The sequence below is a fragment of the Streptomyces sp. CB01201 genome, assembly GCF_002803085.1.
GTDB lineage: Bacteria > Actinomycetota > Actinomycetes > Streptomycetales > Streptomycetaceae > Streptomyces > Streptomyces hundungensis.
In genome coordinates this window covers 234,797-254,061 of the sequence record NZ_NNBJ01000003.1, presented here as the reverse complement: position 1 = coordinate 254,061, position 19,265 = coordinate 234,797, and the positions used below count along the sequence as shown (strand labels likewise).

Below are 19,265 nucleotides of genomic sequence, written 5' to 3'. Positions count from 1 at the left end.
CGCACCCGCCCTGCCCCGGCCACCGGTGCGGAGGCGGCCGGGGCGTCGAAGGGGCCGGTCAGACCGCGAGCACCCGGATCGAAGGATGCTCGACGGTGTTCAGATACACCTTCTCCTTCTTGCCGTCCTGCTCCAGCTCCACCACGAGCCGGTAGCGGTACACCCCGGGCCGCGTGGTGCTCAGGACCGTGCCGGCCCAGTAGTAGTAGACGGGCGTGAAGGGGTCGCGCATCCGGTCCGGCATCCCGTAGATCTTCAGCTCGGTACAGATCTTCCGCTCGCTGACGTCCTCCTCGTCCCCCTTCTCGGTGTCGAGGAAGACCAGGCTGCTGATCTTCGGCATCGGCGGCCAGGTGCCGTCGATGCGCTTCTCCATGTCGATCGGCCGGATGATCCAGTTCAGGACCTGGCCCTGCTTGCAGACGGTCTCCAGCTGGTGGGTGCCCTGGCCGGTGCCGCCCACGCTGTTGTCCATCATGAACAGGGAGTCCTTCAGCGAACCCGTCCGCACGGCCCGCTCCATGTTCACGAGCGTCACGATGTTCAGCTGCACGGAGTTCAGCTGGCCGGGGTTCTGCTTCTCCACCTCGCTGGTGCGCGTACTGGTGCTCAACGCTCCTCCTTCGGACACGGCGTTCAGCCGAACAGGGCCGGCGACAGCGTGGTCGTGATGGGCTCGGTCCTCGTGCCCACCCGGAACTTGATCCGGTACGGCGTGTCCAGGACGGCGTCCCGTTTCACCGTGCCGATCCAGTACGCGACATCGGTGCCCGGATAGGTCCTGCGCTCCGGCTCGACCACCGCACGGTCGATCACGATGTCGTCGATGCTGACGAACGCCTCGCACTCCAGGGCCAGCACGTTCCACAGCAGCCGGTCACCGCGGCGCACCTTGGTGCGCAGCTCCTCGGTGCCGAACCCGGTCGAGCCGCCCGCCTTGTTGGTGTCGTACAGATACAGGTGGCCGTGCACGCTGTGGGAGGCCAGCGCCCCCACGCAGTCCACCACGGCGGTGATGGAGATCGGCCGCCCGGCGGTGGCCAGGCTCTGCCGCGGCCTCGGTTTCGTCGTCATCCGCTCCTCCTCGTACTCGTCCTTGCCGGTCAGGGGTGTCTACGAGAACGCGCGCGGCGGCACCGGCAGCAGACCGAGGCCCGCCTGGGTGAAGGCGTTGCGCTTGGGCTCCGTGGTGACCCGGATCTTCGACTCGCACGTCAGGTTCACCGGCTCCCACAGCGACTCGCCGCCCTGCTCCACCAGCTGGTGGAGCTGGATCCGCATCGTGTACGCGTAGGTGCCCGGCCGGGAGGTGTCGACCGTCGCCGACCAGTACCAGCCGTCGGTCACCAGGTCCGGGGAGCCGTACTCGGCGGGATAGATGACCTTCTCGTCGACGGCCTGCCCGCAGATGTCGGTGATCACCGGAGCCGGGTAACTGTGCGCCTGCGTGCCCCCGTCGGACACCACGTTGCCCGTCACGTCCAGGACCTTCTGGCCCGAGAGCCGGCCCCGGGTGCGCCGGGTCGTCTTCACGCGCCGGCCCGCGCTCTGCCGGATCCGGCTCAGCTCGCTCGCCGCGTCCACACCGGTCGTGCCCGAGGTGGCCGCCAAGTGGTCGAGTTCGGTCAGCGCCTGCTCGTCCGTCTGCCGGGCCCGCTCCGCCTCGTAGCCGCGCGGTACGGTCGGCGGGATCGAACCCAGGCTGTAGGGGAGCCAGTTGAGGACCTGCTCACTGGCCTGTGAACCGTCGCTCCAGTAGGAGCCGTTGATCGCCGTGACCAGCTCGCCGGTGCCCTGGTTCTCGGAGCCCTGCAACTTCATGTTGTCGAACAGGTACGTGTTGCCTTCCAGCGTCCTGGACTCCAGCGCGTTGCCGACGTCCACGAGCACGATGACCGCTAACTGCTGGGGCATGAGCCCACCTTCCTCGTTGGGTTTCCGCTCGCCGGGCCCTCGGTCACTGACACATCAGTGCGGGCGACGCGATGTGCAGGGTGCTGTGCTCGCCCTCGTACATCTGCACCTCCAGGCGGTACTGGTGGGCCACCCCCGGCGCCAGATGGGGCACCACCCCGCTCCACACCTCCAGCTCGGGGTTGTGCCGCCCGGGGGCGTGCCCGTTCCGTTCGGGGCCGGGCCCGTTCCGCTCGCTTCGGGCGCCCGCGTTCCCGGTGCCCGCCGCGCCTTCCGTGCGTTCCGGGGCATGGGCGGCGTCCCCGGCCTCCGCATCCCCGGCCTCCGCATCCCCGGCCTCCGCATCCCCGGCCTCCGCATCCGGGTCGAGGAACGTGATGCTCTTGATCTCGACCGGGGTCTGGAGGTCGACCGCGAGGGCGGACCAGGTGACGACCTGGCCGGGCTGGACGACCGTGCACAGCTCGGGCGTCCCCTGACCGGTGCTCTGCTCACCGTCGTCGATCATGCAGAGGTTGCCGTTGCGCAGGGTGCCGTCCGAGAGCGCCCCGATGACGTCCACCACCACGACGATGCTGACTTTCGGGTTCATCCTCACTCCTGTTCTCGTGTCCTGCCGATACGTCCGTGCGCCGCGCCCTAGCCCCGGTCCCGCACCAGCGGCACCTTCCCGACCGCCGTCCGCTCGATCTCGGGGGAGGAGCGCGGGACGAACACGACCTGGAAGCGGTAGCCGGTCCGCTCGACCGACAGCGGGTTCGCCTCGCCCTGGTTGAAGAGGGACAGCGCCCGCGGCACCGCGGTGACGAACACGCGCTGGAGCCCGTACGGCCCGAGCGCCCGGTCGAACCGGAAGCTCAGCCCCGGCACGTCGTCCACCGCGGCGAACAGCGTGATGAGCCGCTCCTCGCGGTGGTTGACGAACTGCACCTCGTGCGCCGCCTCGTCCAGGTCGACCCCGGTCGCCGCACTCAGCTCCTCGCACAGCGCGTCATAGGCGCGGGCCGCCGAGTACTGGCTGTCGGCCAGGTGCAGCACGTCACCGGTGCGCCCCGCGAACTCGAACTGCGACGTTTTGAGCCCCGGCCCGTCCAGGCGGGGCCGGCGGATCATCCGGTCGCCGAGCTTGAGCCGCAGCAGCGGCGCCTCATGGGCGTGCAGCCGCGTCACGACGAGTTCCCCCTCCTCGCCGTCGCCGACACAGCGGCCCTCCTCGTCCACGATCTCCACCAGGTGCAGGCCCGGGACCGACGCCAAGTACGGTGATTCGGAGCGCAGTTGGAGGCCGATGGTCTCGGCCTGGGTGGCCGCGAAATAGCTGAGGATCGCCAGGTTCGGATACATCGCCTGGAGCTCGGCCCGCTTGCGCTGCGGCAGCACCCCGCTGCCGTACAGGGCCACCCGGAAGCTGTCCCGGGCCTCACGGCTCAGACCCGCGCCCAGTTCGGCGAGGATCGCGATGCCCGCCGTGATGCCCATCAGGGCCTTGGGCCCGGGGTAGGAGAACATGTGCTCAAGCACCCCGGCGGAGACCGGCCCCGCCCCGATGTAGTTGACGCCCGGCACGTTCTGCAGAACACCGCCGACCATGGTGCCGCTGCTCCACATCTGGTAGTCGGCCAGCGTGGTGTACAGCCACTTGGGGTCGGTGCCCCGCAGATGTGCGGCGAGCTGATAGGTCCCCATGAAATGGCCGGCGATCTCATAGGTGTCGCGCAACTCCCTCAAGGAGTACACGATTTCCAGCGGGCGGCCGCCACTGGTGCCGCCGCTCGCCACGACCTCGAATCCGCCGTGGCCGAGCGGAACCACCATTCCCGGCCGCTCTCCCATGAAGAAGTCGCGCTGGGTGTCCTTGTCGGACAGCGGAATGCGCTGCCATTCCTCGAAGGTGGCCGGCGCGCCCGTGACCCCGCCCTCGGTGAGCCGGTCCCGCCACAGCGGATTCAGCAGACACGTGTTGACCATCTGCTGGAGCCGGCGCAGCGTCAACGCGTTCTGCACATCGTGCGAGATCTCGCTGTACGGGGTCCGGCAGATCTGCTCGCATGCGCGGATCTTCCCGGCGAACGAGTCGAGATGCGGAACGACCGCCGCGGATCCCGGCTTCACTTCCCAGTCCGGTATGAGCCGGCCCGCCAGCTCGGCGGCATCCGAGGGCGCCACCTGGGACTGCGGCTCGTACACTGATGTCATTGACGGCCTTCCTTCCTCGCGGTTGCCTTTCCGTTCCTCTTCACCGGGGCGGCCGGTTCTGGCGGAGCAGATCCCGTCCGACCCTGCGGATTTCGCCGAGCAGCATGCCGAAGTGCTCGGAAGTGATCTGATGGTTCATCATCACGACGCGCAGAGCCGCGACTTGGCCCACGTCGACCTTGGAGATGAGGAAGTTCCCCTCGGATTTGATCCGGTTGCGGATCTCCACCTGGAATGCGTGCACGTCCTCTTCGGCGAGCCCCGGGGGCCGGAAGCGGAAGCACAGGATGTTCGCCTCCGGGCGGTGCAGCGTCTCGAAGTCGCTTTCCCGTACGAGGAGGTGATGGGCGTCGGCCGTCAGCCGGCACAGATACTCGATCTTCCGCGCGAACAGTGCTCTGCCGTATACGGCCCACAGCGTCCACAACGGCATGATCATCGGGCGCTTGGTGCATTCGAAGTTCTTCTCGCCGCTGTCGAGCGCCGTATAGACGTCCGGCTCCTCGTCGAACACATAACTCGCCCGCTGGCGGAACGCTCCGAGGCTGTTCTCCTTGTTCCGGTAGAACAGCAGCGTGCACGGCGCGGGCGTGAACAGCATCTTGTGCGCGTCCCAGGTCAGGGAGTCCGCCTTCTCGATCCCGCGCAGCTTGTGCCGCAGTTCGTCGGACACCAGCAGGCTCGCTCCGTGGGCGCCGTCCACGTGCAGCCACAGGCCCCGTTCGCGGGCGAGGTCACCGAGCTCGTCCAGCGGGTCGAAGGCGCCCATCGCGGTGGTGCCCGACGAAGCCACCAGGCAGAACACCTTCAGGCCCCGCCGCTCGGCCGCGTCCAGCACCCCGGGCGCCCGCTCCACACAGATCTGGTGCCGCTCGTTCAGGGGGAGCCGCACGATCCCCGCATCGCCGATGCCCATCACGCCGGCGGCCCGCGCCACGCTGTAGTGGACGTCGTCCCCTACCGCGACGGCGGGCCTCGGCCGGCCCGCGAGCCCCGCCCCGCCCTCGGACCAGAATCCGGGAAAGGCCTGGTTGCGGGCCGCGAGCAGTGCCGTGAGATTGGCGAGCGAGCCCCCGGACGTGGTCACCATCGCGAAGCCGTCCCGCTCCCAGCCGATGAAGGCGTTCAGCTCCTCCGCCATGATCCGCTCGGCCACACTGGGGAGTTGGGCGGCCTCGTAGAACGAGGACGGCTGGTTGACGACCGAGCTCACGAAGTCGATCACCCCGGACAGCGGCACGACGCCCGAGAACTGCCGCCCCATGTAGCCGGGCGAATGCACCTGGATGCCGGTCTTGATGTACAGGTCGACGATCCCGGCGAGTTTGCGCTCGTCGAACGCCGCGATCCTGGTGCGCTCCGTCGTCATCAGCGCCCGTGCCGCGTCCGTGAGCGCCGCGGGATCGGTCAGGTCGAGCCCTCTGATGGACACGTCGGACAGATGTTTCTCCAGCTTGGCCACGACCGTCTCGGACTGCTCGCGAAAGAGCTGGGCGTCGAACGCGTCGAGCAGCAGGCCGCTTTCGAGCGTTCCGGTCGCACACGGCGGCGAGGACCCGGGCTCCGCCTGCGCGGAAGCGGGCTCCGTGCCGTCGTGCCGCACACCGAAGGGATACTCCGACCGGTATTCCGTCAACGGGATCTCCTCTGAAGAAGGTGACGTTTTTGGGCATGGCGATGGCCAGAGACTGACGGGACGAATGAGAAACGTCGAGGATCGCGGGAAAGGGCCGGAAGGTCCGGGCGCGTCTGGTCGAGACGCGGTCGCGGGACGATGCGCGGGGCCCGCGGGGTGGAGGCGGGACCGCGGGCCGGCACGGCGCGGCAGGAATGTGAAAGGGAAAGGGAAAGCGGCTGGCAGGGAAAGAGGAAGGGGAGGAGGAGCGGGAGAGCGGGAACGGAACGGAAGAACGAACGGAAGCGGAGGGTCGTTGGGCGGCGCAAATGACGCCGTCGAGTCCGTGGTATCCGTGGAATCTGTGGAATCCGGCGGGTGCCCCGCCGGGGAGAAAGGGTCGGTCCGCTCCGGTGGACCGTCACGTGTCCATGGTGCGACGGGCCACATGCCGGTGAATTCTGTGCGGCTCGTAGGCGCTGTGCAGTTCGCACGGGGCGCGCCTTGCGTCCAGGCGCGAAAGGTCGGACAGGCCGGGCAGGTCAGGTAGTTCGTCCGGGGCGTGCTGCTCGTGCTGCTCGTGCTGCTCGTGCGGCGGAGGAAATCACGGCCTGATGAGGTGGAAAGTCCTCGCACTCACCTACAGGCGGCCGGACCGGGCAGTGCCGTGGTGCGACATCTGTCCGTGGGGCATTCGCGAACCCCGAGCCACCTTGCGCCCTGCCGGGCAACGCCCCCATTCGTGCCCTTCCGTTTCACCCGTACCACCGGCTCCCACCCCCTAGCGCTCGCCGAAGGCGAAGTACTCCACGGCCGTTTACCGAATTCTTGTTCGGTCAGGTGTGCGGTGGTCCGACCGCGCCCTGATCCTGCCCTGGTCAGCGCTTCGCAGAAACAACAGTAGGGGCTCGCATTCGCCAGTCGTGTCGTTTCGGGGAGTCTGTCCGAAAAGGAGCAAGGCGCTCGATGACGCCCGCAACGCATTACGGACGGCGCCGAATCCGCAATTGTCCGGGGTGCGCGGCGGGAAGCAGGCGGTTCGCCGGTGGCATAGGCCAACGGCAGATCCTTTACGCCGTGCCGCGCGACCGCCGGACGCCACCGGTGCGGCCGGTATCCGTCGGCCCGCCCCGGACGGGCCCGGTCCCACCCGCCACCGTGACCCGTTAGTCCAACACCTCCCACCCCTTTGTCCATGGGCCCACCCGCACCCGGCGGAACATCGTGGCCCGCACCGAAAGCCCCCACGACAAGGAGCGAGCGTGAACGCCGAACAGCACGGGGACCAGCACGGACCGAACCGCAGGACGGTGGTCGCGGCCACCGCCCTCGCGGGGGCCGGAGCCGCCCTGGGCATCCCCTCGGCGGCGCTCGCCGCCCCCCGGCCGACGGGGGAGGCGGTGCTGCGCTCCACCGCACTCGACGTCCGCGTCGACACCGCCTTCCCCCGTATCGCGTCGTACACCGACCGCGAAAGCGGCGCCGTCCTGCACGGCCAGGAGGACCCCGTCACCGACGTCCTCATCGACAACACCCCGCACACCCCCAAGGTGACCTCGCGCACGGCCCGCGACCGCATCACCTACACCCTCGCCTTCGACGGCGGCACCGAGATCGGCGCCGAGATCCGGGTGAGCGGCCACCGCGTGGACTGGCGCATCACCCGCATCGACGACACCCCCGCCCTGCGCGTCGGCACCCTGCAGATCCCCGGACTGGCCCTGCTGTCCGTACGCAGCGACCAGCCGGGCGCCCAACTCCTCGCCGCGCAGATCCAGTTGGACAAGGCCAAGAGCGGCGACACCCTGATCACCCCGACCGCCGACACCGCCCCCGACGCCAAACCCGCCGGCTGCGCCTACGCGGTCCTCGCCCACCACGGCCTCGGCGGCGCCATCGAGACCAACACCGTCTACGACAGGCCCGACACCACTCCCGGAGCCACCTGGGAGAACGGCCGGCTGTGGCGCCAGACCCTGAAGCGCGACGGCTACGTCAAGGCGCAGCTGGCACCCGGCCAGTGGACCCACCGCGCCGCGACCGCCCCCACCGGCGCCACCGAGCCCCTGCCGTACGCCACCGTCATCGTCACCGGCGACCGCAACGGCGACGGCACCGTCGACTGGCAGGACGCGGCCATCGCGTTCCGCGACATCATGGTCACCCCGCTCGGCGCCGACGACCAGCACCTGCGGGTCGTCCCGCACATCCCCTTCAACTTCGCGTCCCAGGCCACCAACCCGTTCCTGGCCACCCTCGACAACGTCAAGCGGATCTCGCTCGCCACCGACGGACTGCGCCAGTACACCCTGCTCAAGGGCTACCAGTCGGAGGGCCACGACTCGGCCCACCCCGACTACGCCGGCAACTACAACCAGCGGGCCGGCGGCCTCGAAGACCTCAACTCCCTTGTCCGCGAAGGCAGGAAGTGGAACAGCGACTTCGCCGTCCACGTCAACGCCACCGAGTCCTACCCGGTCGCGAACGCCTTCTCCGAGACCCTCGTCGACAAGACCAACCGGCAGTGGGACTGGCTCGACCAGTCCTACCGCATCGACCAGCGCCGTGACCTGGTCTCGGGCGACATCATCAAGCGCTTCGCCGATCTGCGCCGCGACACCGACCGCGGCCTGAACGCGATCTACCTCGACGTGTTCCGGGAATCCGGCTGGACCTCCGACCGCCTCCAGCGAGCCCTGCGCGACCAGGGCTGGCTCGTCGCCTCCGAATGGGGCCACGGCCTGGAACGCTCCTCGCTGTGGTCGCACTGGGCCAACGAGACGGACTACGGACCCGACACCTCGCGCGGCATCAACTCCCGCCTCATCCGCTTCGTCCGGCACCACCAGAAGGACGTCTTCGCCAACAAGTGGCCCACCCTGCTCGGCCACGCCCACATGGGCAACTTCGAAGGCTGGACCGGCAAGACGGACTGGAAGACGTTCTACGACCTCATCTGGACGGAGTCGCTGCCCGCCAAATACCTCCAGGCCCACCCCGTCGCCCGCTGGAGCGAGAACGAGATCACCTTCGCCGGGCCCGTCCCCACCTCGGTCTCCGACGCGACCGGCGCGCGCCGCATCACCACCGACGGCCGTCTCGTGTACGACGCGGGCACCTACCTCCTGCCCTGGGAGCCCCGCGACGCCACCGACCCGGCGAAGCTCTACCACTACAACCCGGCCGGAGGCAGCACCAGTTGGCGGCTGCCCCGCGGCTGGTCGCGCCTGCGCACGGTCGCCCTCTACCGGCTGACCGACCAGGGCCGCGTACACGTCGCCGACCTCCCGGTCCGTGCCGGCGCGGTCACCGTCCCGGACGCGGCGGCGGGCCGGCCGTATGTGATCTACCGCGAGCGGGTCCGCCCCCAACGCGACCCCGTCTGGGGCCAGTTCACGCCCGTCCGCGACCCCGGATTCAACTCGGGCACGCTGGAGGGGTGGCAGGTCAGCGGCTCCGCGAAGGTCGTCCCGAGCACGCTCGGCGACTACGAACTCGTCCTGCCCGGCGGCGGAGCGGCCGCCGTCGCCCAGCGTCTGGCCCGGCTCGCCCCCGGCACGTACTCGGCCTCCGTGCAGGTCGAGGTCGGCGAGCGGGCGGGGGAGCGGCGCCGGGCCGCGCTCGACGTGCGCACCGCGGACGGGGCCACCGCCACGAACTGGACGGACGCCTCCACCGCGGGCAACTACGTCGCCGCCGACCGCAAGCACGACACCCGCTTCCAGCGCATGTCGGTGCCCTTCACGGTCCCGGCCGGCGGCGGCCCGGTCACCCTCACGCTGCGGGCGGACGCGGGGCAGGCCCGGGTCCGCTTCGACAACGTCCGCGTCGTACGGGCGCGGGGGGCGGCGAGGCCGGGGGTGCTCGCCCACGAGGACTTCCAGGACGTGCCGTCCGGCTGGGGCGTCTTCGTCAAGGGCGACGCGGGGGGCTCCACGGACCCGCGCACCCACATCGCGCAGCGGCACGGGCGGTTCACCCAGCGGGGCTGGAACGGCAAGGCGATCGACGACGTCGTCGACGGTACGCAGTCGCTGAAGTCGCGGGGCGAGAACGAGGGCCTGGTCTACCGGACGGTGGACCACACGGTCCGCTTCCTGCCCGGGCGCCGGTACCGGGTGTCCTTCCGGTACGAGTGCGAACGGGCCGGCCAGTACGCCTGGATCACCGGGGTGGACGTCCCGGCTCCCCGCGAACTGAACCGCGTCGCGCTTGCCCCGGTGTCGGAGCCGTCGCTGTTCGCGTACGAGTTCACGGCGCCGGATGCGGGGGTGGCGTGGGTGGGGCTGCGGAAGGTCGGGGACGACGGGTCGGCGGAATGCGTCCTGGACACGTTCGAGGCCCGCGAACTGTAACCCCCTGGGGGCTCCGCCCCCAGACCCCCGTTCGCGCCTTAAGGGCGCTCGTCCTCAAACGCCGGACGGGCTGAAGATGCCCCAGCACCCGGCGCCGCTAGGGGCGCCGGGAACCGCGCGAGCACACCCGGCCCGCAGCCGAACGAGGCCGCACCGGCCCCGCCGGGGCGGGACGCGTCACGCGCCCAAAGTGACGGGCCCCGCCCCCTCCGCGCCCGCAAGCTCAAGCACCCACACCTCATTGCCCCCACCCCGCAACACCGCCCCCGGCACGTACAGCCCCCGCTGCGGCCCGACCTCCCAATACCGGCCCACACAGAACCCGTTCACCCACACGAACCCCCGCCCCCACCCCGGAAGCCGAAGCCACGCGAACGAGGCCCCCGCCGACGGCAGGTCCACGGCACCCCGGTGCAGCCCGGCGGAACCCGCCGAGCCCGCCGGCCCGAAGGGCACCTTCGTCACCCCGGGGACGGAGAGGGCGTCCAGGCGCAGGCCCCGCGCCCGCACCCCGTGCAAGTACTGCCGCTCGTGCAGCACCCCGCCCGTGATCCCCTTCGACTCCCCGCCGCGCGGCCCGTAGTTGACCCGGCCGAGGGACTCCACCCACAGCTCGACCGCGACACCCCCCGGCACCGGCGCGGGCAGCGTCGCGTCCTCGGCGTCCAGGACCCCGGCGCGTACGCCGTCGACGTACACCGTCGCCACATCGCGAAGCCCGAGCACCCCGAGGGCGTACGGCTGACGCGGCCCGGGGACGTCGACCCGGTAGCGGACCACCCCCCGATCGACGCCCACCTCCTCGAACGTCGGCGGCACCGGCCCCTCCCGCTCCTCGCCGCCCAAGACGTCCATCACCTCCGGCAGGGACGTCCAGCCGTCCGCGCCGACCACGTACGAGCCCGTCAACTCGACCGGCGCGGGCGGGAGTTCGGGCAGCGTTCGGCCGTCCTGGTACTCCGCGAGGACCTCACGGAACCGCCAGAACTTCTCCGTCGGCCGCCCCGCCTCGTCGATCGGCGCGTCGTAGTCGTACGACGTCGCCGTCGGCTCCAGGGCGCCCACGTGCAGCTCGCCCGCCCGGTTCGCCCCGGACCAGCCGGCGAAGTTGGTGCCGCCGTGTGCCATGTAGATGTTGACCGACGCCCCGCACTCCAGGATCTCCCGCAGCGTCGCCGCCGCGTCCCCCGCGTCCCGCACCACGTGCTCCGCGCCCCAGTGGTCGAACCAGCCGCACCAGAACTCCATGCACATCAACGGCCCCGACGGCTGGTGGCGGCGCAGCACCTCGAAGCCCTCGCGCGCCCCGCTGCCGAAGTTCGCCGTGGCGAGCACCCCGGGCAGCGAACCCCCGGTCAGCATGTGGTCCTCGGGGCCGTCCGAGGTGAACAGCGGCACCGTGATGCCGCAGTCCCGCAGCAGCCCCGCCAAGTGCGCCAGATAGCCCCGGTCGGTGCCGTAACTGCCGTACTCGTTCTCCACCTGCACCATGAGCACCGGCCCGCCCCGGTCGATCTGGCGCTCGGCGACCTGGGGGAGCAGCACCCCGAACCAGCGGTCCACGTGCGCCAGATACTCCGCGTCGTTCGTGCGCGCCCGCCGGCCGAGCGGACCCGTCAGCCAGTGCGGAAGCCCGCCGTTCTCCCACTCGGCACAGATGTAGGGCCCCGGCCGCACGATCGCCCACAGCCCGGCCGCGTCCGCCGCGTCCAGGAACCGGCCGAGCGCCGCCACGTCCTCGTGCACCCCCGGCCGCGGCTCGTGCAGGTTCCACGGGACGTACGTCTCGACGCAGTTCAGGCCCATCGCCCGCAGCATCGCAAGGCGGTGCCCCCACTGCGACTCGTGCACCCGGAAATAGTGCAGCGCCCCCGACAGCAGGCGCACCGGCCGCCCGTCGAGCAGAAAGTCCTCGTCCCCCACGGTGAAGTCGCCCACCGGCCGCCCCGCCCATCTGTCTCGGTCACTGTGCCCGGCCACTCTCGCCCCTGGCGCGCCGCCGGTCCATGGACAAAGATCGGCGCTGATTGGACGCAAGGGGGACGGCACAGAACGGACATGGGCATGTATCACACCTGGATGCGGTATTTCACCCCCAGCCCGGCCCACCACCGCCTCGGCCTGGTCTGCCTGGGAGTGGGCCTCCAGCACGGCCTGCTGCCCACCGTCGGACCCCGCACCCTCGACCACCACGTCGCCGTCGTCATCGGCGCGGGCAGCGGCTGGTTCCGCGGCCCCGACGGCCGCAGGCAGACCGTCACCGCACCCGCCCTGCTCTGGCTCACCCCCGGCGTCCCCCACCACTACGGTCCCGACCCCGCCACCGGCTGGGACGAGTCGTTCGTCGACTTCGACGGGCCCGCCACCACCACGTACACCGAACTCGGCTACATCGACCCCGACCACCCCGTCGTGCCGCTCAGCGACACCGTCGGCGCCCGCGCCGCCGTCGGCCGCATCGCCAGGGCCGCCCGCCGCGGCAACCCCCTCCTGGAGGTCGAGACCGCCGCCGCCGTCCACGAACTCCTCGTCGCGCTGCGCCGCGCCCGCGCCGACGTCGCCCCCGACGGCGACCCGGTGCTCGACGCCCTGGCCCGCGACGCCTTCCAGCCCCTCTCGGTGGCCGAACACGCGGCCCGGCACGGCATGACCCCCGCCGAGCTGCGCACCGCCGTGCGCCGGTCCGCGGGATGCAGCCCCAAGGACTACCTGCTCGGCATCCGCCTCGGCCGCGCCAAGGAACTCCTCGCCGCCACCGAACTGCCGGTCGCGGCCATAGCCCGCCGCGTCGGCTACGACGACCCCGCCTACTTCTCCCGACTGTTCACCCGCCGCGTCGGCATCGCCCCCGTACGCTTCCGCGCCCAGCAGGGCCGGGCCGTACCCGGCGGCTGGAGCCACCGGATTCCGGATCCTGAACACCCTCCGACCATCGCGGGCCCGGCCACGTAAGCTCGATGACCATGACCACGATCGACCCCTCCGTGCAGGCTGAGCTGGGCAGGCTCCGCGACAGCATCGACAACATCGACGCGGCCGTCGTGCACATGCTGGCGGAGCGCTTCAAATGCACCCAGCAGGTCGGCCACCTCAAGGCCGAACACAGCCTGCCCCCGGCCGACCCCTCGCGCGAGGCCGAACAGATCGCCCGCCTGCGCCGGCTCGCCGAGAGCGCCAAGCTCGACCCGGCCTTCGCCGAGAAGCTGCTGAACTTCATCATCGCCGAGGTCATCAGGCACCACGAAACCATCGCCAAGTCGGCGTGATGCCCCAGCACCGGTAGGGCCAGGGGCGCGGGGAACTGCACGAGCGACCAGCCGCGCTGGACAGTGACCCCGTGACCCCGGCCCGCGCCCCGCAGCGCATCGGGCAGCATGGCCCCATGTCCGTACTGACGCGCGACGAAGCGCAGACCCGAGCCCGACTCCTCTCCGTACAGCGGTACGCGATCGACCTGGACCTCACCACCGGCGGCGACGACACCTTCACCTCCCGCACCGCCATCCACTTCACCGCACACACCGCCGGCGACACCTTCGTCGAACTCAAACCCGCCGTGCTGCGCTCGGTCACCCTCGACGGAACGCCCCTGGACCCCGAGGCCCTCGATGAGAACCGGCTCGCACTGAGCCTCACCGAAGGCCCGCACGAACTGCGGGTCGACGCCGACATGGCGTACTCCCGCACCGGTGAGGGACTGCACCGCTTCACCGACCCCGTCGACGGCGAGACCTACACCTACACCCAGCTGTTCATGGACGACGTACAGCGCGTCTACGCCGCCTTCGACCAGCCCGACCTCAAAGCCGTCTTCGACCTCACCGTGCGCGCCCCCGACGGCTGGACCGTCCTCGCCAACGGCATCACCACCCCACAGGAGGACGGCCGCTGGACAGCCGCCACCACCCCCCTCATCTCCACCTACCTCGTCGCCGTAGCCGCGGGCCCCTGGCACTCGGTCACCACCGAACACGCGGGCCTTCCCTTCGGCCTGCACTGCCGCCGCTCACTCGCCCCCCACCTCGACGCCGACGCCGACGAACTCTTCGAGGTCACCCGGCACTGCTACGACCGCTACCACGAGAAGTTCGACGAGCCCTACCCCTTCGACTCCTACGACCAGGCCTTCGTCCCCGAATTCAACGCCGGCGCCATGGAGAACCCCGGACTCGTCACCTTCCGCGACGAGTTCGTCTACCGCTCCGCCGTCACCGACACCGAACGCCAGACCCGCGCCATGGTCATCGCCCACGAAATGGCCCACATGTGGTTCGGCGACCTCGTCACCCTCCAATGGTGGGACGACATCTGGCTGAACGAGTCCTTCGCCGAATACATGGGCTACCACACCCTCAACGAGGCCGCACAGCAAGCCAGTTCGGGCGCACTCCCCGCCTGGAGCAGTACCGACACCTGGGTCTACTTCGGCATCACCCGCAAATCCTGGGGCTACGACGCCGACCAGCGCCCCTCCACCCACCCCGTCGCACCCCCGGCCGACGCCGTCCCCGACACCGCGTCCGCCATGCTCAACTTCGACGGCATCTCCTACGCCAAGGGCGCCTCCGCACTGCGCCAACTCGTCGCCTGGCTCGGCGAGAAGGACTTCCTCGCCGGCATCAACACCCACTTCGCCCGGCACAAGTTCGCCAACGCCACCCTCGCCGACTTCATCGACTCCCTCGCCCGCGCCACCGACCGCGACGTCCACGCCTGGGCCGAACAATGGCTGCGCACCACCGGAGTCGACACCCTCACCCCCACCGTCGAGGAAACCGACGGGGCCTGGCACCTCACCGTCACCCGGCAGGGCGAGCGCCCCCACCGCCTCACCGTCGGCGCCTACGACCACGCCCCCGGCCACGGCAACACCCTCGTCCCGCGCGAACACATCGACATCGACGTACCCCAGGACGAGACGACCGTACGGCCCGGCCGCCGCCCCGCACTCCTCGTCCTCAACGACCAGGACCTCACCTACGCCAAGGTCCGCCTCGACGCCACCTCCACCGAGACCGCCCTGCGCTCCCTGTCCGGCATCCCCGACGCCCTCACCCGCGCCGTCCTGTGGAACTCCCTGCGCGACATGGTCCGCGACGGCGAACTCGAACCCGCCGCCTACCTCGAAACCGCCCGCGCCCACCTCACCGAAGAAGCCGACCTCGCCATCGTCCAGGGCGTCCTCGCCTTCGCCGCCGCCCACATCACCGACCGCTACCTCACCCCCATCGAACGCCCCGCCGCCCTCGCCCTGCTCGGCGACCTCACCCGCGACCTCATCCGCCGCACCGAGGACGGCACCAACCCGGGGCTGCGCCTCACCGCCGTACGCCACTTCATCGACGCGGCCACCCAGCCCGACACCATCCGCGGCTGGCTCGAAGAGGGCCACGTCCCCGGCGGACCCGCCCTCGACCCCGAGCTGCGCTGGCGCATCCTGACCCGACTCGCCGTCCTCGGCGCCACCGACGACCAGGACATCGCCGCCCACCTCACCGCCGACCCCAGCGCCACCGGCGAAGAGGGCGCCGCCCGCTGCCGCGCCGCACTGCCCACCCCCGCCGCCAAGGAAGCCGCCTGGAACGCCATGTTCCACGGCGACACCCTGTCCAACTATCTCCTCACCGCCACCGCCCAGGGCTTCTGGCAACCCGAACAGGAAGAACTCCTGCGGCCCTACACCGCCCGCTACTACCAGGACGCGCCCCCGCTCGCCGACCGCCGCGGCCCCGCCATCGCCGACGCCGTGGGCCGCCACGCCTTCCCCGGCCCCGTCGACACCGACGCCCTGCACCAGGGCGAAGCCGCCCTCACCCGCACCGACCTGCTGCCCGCCCTGCGCCGCAAGCTCACCGACCAGGTCGACGACCTGCGCCGCGCCCTGTACGTAAGGGGCCGCACCACGAGCTGAGTACCCGCGTGCCAGGCACCCGCGTGCTGAGCGCCCGGGTGCCGAGCGTCCGCCCACCGCACATTCGACCGAGTCCACTGGGGAGCGGCCGAACTCCGCCTGGTGGCAGGCGAGTTGGGGAACCGGCCCGGGCGCCATACCAGCAACCGCCCTCCCCAACTCGCCCCCACCGCAAGGCAGTACCACTTTCGGGTTGAGATCGTTGTGCACAGCGGCTTCACCGGCCCAACCAGGATCACGCTGGTGAAGTCGCTGCCCGCACCCCCGAAGGAACCCCATGCACAGCCCGCCCCTCGCCGGAGGAACCGCAGGACCCGCGGCCCTGCGCCCCCTGCTCGACGTCGTACTCGACGCCCTCCACCAAGGGGCGAAGACCCGAGGCGGACCGCTACCGCCCGGCGGACCCGAAGCGGTCGCCCAGCGCGTCCACCACGCCGCGACGACCTTCCCCACCCAGACCTCCGGCACAGGCGCAGGCACAGGCACGGACGCAGTCGCCGACACCGACACCGGCACCGGCACCGGCACCGGCACGAGCGCAGGCGCCCGCACCAGCACCTGCCCCGCCCAGCGCGGCCCCCGCACCGAGGCGCCCCCCGCCACCCTCCTCCCCAGCCACGGCACCGGCGCCGAAGAGGCGCTCACCACCCTCGTACGCGCCCTCGCCGAAGGCTCCGCCGACCCCGCCGAACCCCGCTGTGCGGCCCATCTGCACACCCCGCCGCTCGCCCTCGCCGCGGCCGCCGACCTCGCCGCCGGCGCGCTCAACCCGTCCCTGGACTCCTGGGACCAGGCCCCCGCCGCCTCCGCGCTCGAAGCCCTCCTCACCCGCGCCATCGCCCACGAGATCTGGCCCCACGGCGGCGACGCCCTCGTCACCACCGGCGGCACCGAATCCAACCAGCTCGCGCTCCTGCTCGCCCGCGAACACCACGGACCCGTCCAGATCGTGTGCGGCGCCCACACCCACCACTCCATCCACCGCGCCGCCTGGCTCCTCGGCCTGCCCGACCCCGTCGTCGTCCCCGCCCCCACCGGCACCACCGACCTCGCCGCCCTCGACGCCGCCCTCACCGAACTGCGGGCCCGGCCCACCCTCGTCGTCGCCTCCGCCGGCACCACCGACACCGGCGCCATCGACCCGCTGCCCGCCATCGCCGACCTGTGCACCCGCCACCACGCCGAACTCCACGTCGACGCCGCCTACGGCGGGCCCCTCCTGTTCAGCGACCGCCACCGCCCCCAGCTCGCCGGCCTCGAACGCGCCCACACCGTCACCCTCGACCTGCACAAACTCGGCTGGCAACCCGTCGCCGCAGGCCTCATCGCCGTCGCCGACCCCAGCCGCCTCACCCCCCTCGGACACCGCGCCGACTACCTCAACGCCGACGACGACACCGAAGCGGGCCTGCCCGACCTCCTCGGCCGCTCCCTGCGCACCACCCGCCGCCCCGACGCCCTCAAAATCGCCGTCACCCTCCGGGCCCTCGGCCGCGACGGCCTCGCCCACCTCGTCGACCGCGTCTGCGACCACGCCAGGCAACTGGCCCAACTGATCGACCGGCACGCCCAGTTGGAGCTCTACGCCACCCCCGCCATCTCCACCGTCCTCTTCCGTCCCCGCGGCGCCGACGACACCACCGTCGCCGACATCCGCCGCACCCTGCTCCACCACGGCACCGCCGTCCTCGGCCGCGCCCGCGCCGACGGCCGCCTCTGGCTCAAAGCCACCCTCCTCAACCCCCACCTCACCCCCCACGACCTGCACACCCTCCTCGACAGCACACTCCACGCCGTCAGCGTCCGCCCCACCACCGCCCGCGCCACCACCCCACCCCCCACGGAAGGCACCCACCGATGACCACCCACACCCCCGAAGACCAACCCCACGACCTCGTCGGCATCGGCATCGGCCCCTTCAACCTCTCCCTCGCCGCCCTCGCCCACGGCGTACCCGGCGGACTCGACACCGCCTTCTACGAACAACGCCCCGCCTTCCACTGGCACCCCGGCCTCCTCATCGAAGGCGCCTCCCTCCAAGTCCCCTTCCTCGCCGACCTCGTCACCCTCGCCGACCCCGCCAACCCCTGGACCTTCCTCAACTACCTCAAGCACCGCGAACGGCTCTTCCCGTTCTACTTCGCCGAAAAATTCCACATCCAGCGCACCGAATACGACGCCTACTGCCGCTGGGTCAGCGAAAACCTCACCGACCTCCACTTCTCCCACCAGGTCGACGCCGTCCGCTGGAACCCCGAACGCGCCCTGTTCGAGATCGACTTCACCCAGCTCGACCTCCACGGCGAAGCCGAAGCACTCGGCCGCTCCTACACCCGCCACCTCGCCGTCGGCGTCGGCACCCAGCCCCACGTACCCGAACCCCTCAAACCGCTCGCCGACGCCCCCACCGTCCCCGTCATCCACTCCGCCGACTACCTCGACCACCGCGCCCGACTGCTCACCGCCGAGCACATCACCGTCATCGGCTCCGGCCAGTCCGGCGCCGAAGTCTTCCTCGACCTCCTGCGCAACCGGCCCGCCGGCGCCGAGAAGATCGCCTGGCTCACCCGCACCGAAGCGTTCGCGCCCATGGAGTACTCCAAACTCGGCCTCGAACACTTCACCCCCGACTACACCCGCTACTTCCACGCCCTCGCCGAACCCGTACGCGACCAGCTCCTGCCCCGGCAATGGCAGCTCCACAAGGGCATCGACGCCGACACCATGGCCGCCATCCACGACGAGCTCTACCGCCGCACCCAGCACGGCGGCTGGCCCGACATCACCATGACCCCCGGCGTCTCGGTGCGCACCGCGGGCCGCGTCGCCACCACCAAGGTCGAACTCCACCTCGAACACACCCAGCAGGGCGTACGCGACCGCATCACCACCGACGCCGTCGTCCTCGCCACCGGCTACCGCGAACGCCCCCTCGGCCGCATGCTCGCCGGACTCGACCCCTACATGCGCTACGACAGCGCCGAACGCCCGCGCATCGACGCCGAGTTCAAACTCGTCCTCGACGCCTCCGTCACCGGAAACGTCTACGTCCAGAACGCCGAACGGCACACCCACGGCGTCGGCGCCCCCGACCTCGGCCTCGCCGCCTGGCGCAGCGCCACCATCCTCAACTCCCTCACCGGCAAGGAGCCCTACCCCCAGCCGGCCCGCACCGCCTTCACCACCTTCGGCCTCGACAAAAAGAACCAGGCCCGCCCGGTCCCACAGCAACCGGAGGGCCTGATCCCACTCGTCGAACAACCGTGACACACCG

At 71.0% G+C, this 19,265-nt stretch carries 13 protein-coding genes; 6 read left to right on the top strand and 7 right to left on the bottom strand.

The window, feature by feature from the left end; translation table 11 throughout:
* Positions 1-58: 58 nt before the first annotated feature.
* The 6 genes from CG740_RS09100 to CG740_RS09075 are packed head-to-tail and all read right to left on the bottom strand — an operon-like array spanning position 59 to position 5,746.
* Positions 59-613: a hypothetical protein gene (locus CG740_RS09100; RefSeq protein ID WP_100574493.1), complete on the bottom strand. Its 555-nt coding sequence runs from the start codon at positions 611-613 to the stop codon at positions 59-61.
* A 23-nt stretch (positions 614-636) separates the two neighbouring features.
* Positions 637-1,074, bottom strand: a complete 438-nt coding sequence (locus CG740_RS09095) for a hypothetical protein (RefSeq protein WP_100574492.1) — start codon at positions 1,072-1,074, stop codon at positions 637-639.
* A 39-nt stretch (positions 1,075-1,113) separates the two neighbouring features.
* Positions 1,114-1,914, bottom strand: a complete 801-nt coding sequence (locus CG740_RS09090; protein WP_100574491.1) for a hypothetical protein — start codon at positions 1,912-1,914, stop codon at positions 1,114-1,116.
* A gap of 43 nt (positions 1,915-1,957) precedes the next feature.
* Positions 1,958-2,506 (bottom strand): hypothetical protein, encoded by a 549-nt coding sequence (locus CG740_RS40275; RefSeq protein ID WP_199846382.1) that lies wholly within the window; start codon positions 2,504-2,506, stop codon positions 1,958-1,960.
* Positions 2,507-2,553: 47 nt separating this feature from the next.
* The gene (locus CG740_RS09080; protein ID WP_159030260.1) at positions 2,554-4,110 is read right to left on the bottom strand and encodes a hypothetical protein; all 1,557 of its coding nucleotides are present in this window, start codon (positions 4,108-4,110) and stop codon (positions 2,554-2,556) included.
* 40 nt (positions 4,111-4,150) lie between these two features.
* The gene (locus tag CG740_RS09075) at positions 4,151-5,746 is read right to left on the bottom strand and encodes a pyridoxal phosphate-dependent decarboxylase family protein (RefSeq protein WP_159030259.1); all 1,596 of its coding nucleotides are present in this window, start codon (positions 5,744-5,746) and stop codon (positions 4,151-4,153) included.
* 1,241 nt (positions 5,747-6,987) lie between these two features.
* On the opposite strand from CG740_RS09075, the gene CG740_RS09070 reads away from it, so the two are divergent.
* On the top strand, positions 6,988-10,080 hold the full coding sequence (locus CG740_RS09070; RefSeq protein ID WP_100574488.1) for an endo-alpha-N-acetylgalactosaminidase family protein: 3,093 nt from the start codon (positions 6,988-6,990) through the stop codon (positions 10,078-10,080).
* 177 nt (positions 10,081-10,257) lie between these two features.
* Here the strand turns inward: CG740_RS09070 and CG740_RS09065 are convergent, their stop codons facing one another.
* Positions 10,258-12,018, bottom strand: coding sequence for a glycoside hydrolase family 35 protein (locus CG740_RS09065; RefSeq protein WP_100574487.1), 1,761 nt, complete (start codon positions 12,016-12,018; stop codon positions 10,258-10,260).
* 126 nt (positions 12,019-12,144) lie between these two features.
* Between CG740_RS09065 and CG740_RS09060 the strand changes: the two genes are divergently transcribed.
* From CG740_RS09060 to CG740_RS09040, 5 genes are all read left to right on the top strand, one after another.
* The gene (locus CG740_RS09060) at positions 12,145-13,032 is read left to right on the top strand and encodes a helix-turn-helix domain-containing protein (RefSeq protein ID WP_100574486.1); all 888 of its coding nucleotides are present in this window, start codon (positions 12,145-12,147) and stop codon (positions 13,030-13,032) included.
* A gap of 5 nt (positions 13,033-13,037) precedes the next feature.
* Complete coding sequence (locus CG740_RS09055) at positions 13,038-13,346, top strand: chorismate mutase (RefSeq protein WP_100574485.1); 309 nt, start codon at positions 13,038-13,040, stop codon at positions 13,344-13,346.
* Positions 13,347-13,462: 116 nt separating this feature from the next.
* Positions 13,463-15,991, top strand: coding sequence for an aminopeptidase N (gene pepN, locus CG740_RS09050; RefSeq protein WP_100574700.1), 2,529 nt, complete (start codon positions 13,463-13,465; stop codon positions 15,989-15,991).
* 277 nt (positions 15,992-16,268) lie between these two features.
* On the top strand, positions 16,269-17,852 hold the full coding sequence (locus CG740_RS09045) for a pyridoxal phosphate-dependent decarboxylase family protein (protein WP_100574484.1): 1,584 nt from the start codon (positions 16,269-16,271) through the stop codon (positions 17,850-17,852).
* Positions 17,849-19,258 (top strand): lysine N(6)-hydroxylase/L-ornithine N(5)-oxygenase family protein, encoded by a 1,410-nt coding sequence (locus CG740_RS09040; RefSeq protein WP_100574483.1) that lies wholly within the window; start codon positions 17,849-17,851, stop codon positions 19,256-19,258. Before CG740_RS09045 ends, CG740_RS09040 begins: the two co-directional genes overlap by 4 nt.
* The last annotated feature ends 7 nt before the right edge of the window (positions 19,259-19,265 follow it).

What these genes read in the sequence shown, in the direction of transcription:
- CG740_RS09095 (WP_100574492.1), bottom strand. Translation starts at nt 1,074, where the DNA reads ATGACGACGAAACCGAGGCCGCGGCAGAGCCTGGCCACCGCCGGGCGG.
- pepN (WP_100574700.1), top strand. Translation starts at nt 13,463, where the DNA reads ATGTCCGTACTGACGCGCGACGAAGCGCAGACCCGAGCCCGACTCCTC.
- CG740_RS09040 (WP_100574483.1), top strand. Translation starts at nt 17,849, where the DNA reads ATGACCACCCACACCCCCGAAGACCAACCCCACGACCTCGTCGGCATC.
- CG740_RS09060 (WP_100574486.1), top strand. Translation starts at nt 12,145, where the DNA reads ATGTATCACACCTGGATGCGGTATTTCACCCCCAGCCCGGCCCACCAC.
- CG740_RS09080 (WP_159030260.1), bottom strand. Translation starts at nt 4,110, where the DNA reads ATGACATCAGTGTACGAGCCGCAGTCCCAGGTGGCGCCCTCGGATGCC.
- CG740_RS40275 (WP_199846382.1), bottom strand. Translation starts at nt 2,506, where the DNA reads ATGAACCCGAAAGTCAGCATCGTCGTGGTGGTGGACGTCATCGGGGCG.
- CG740_RS09090 (WP_100574491.1), bottom strand. Translation starts at nt 1,914, where the DNA reads ATGCCCCAGCAGTTAGCGGTCATCGTGCTCGTGGACGTCGGCAACGCG.
- CG740_RS09045 (WP_100574484.1), top strand. Translation starts at nt 16,269, where the DNA reads ATGCACAGCCCGCCCCTCGCCGGAGGAACCGCAGGACCCGCGGCCCTG.
- CG740_RS09055 (WP_100574485.1), top strand. Translation starts at nt 13,038, where the DNA reads ATGACCATGACCACGATCGACCCCTCCGTGCAGGCTGAGCTGGGCAGG.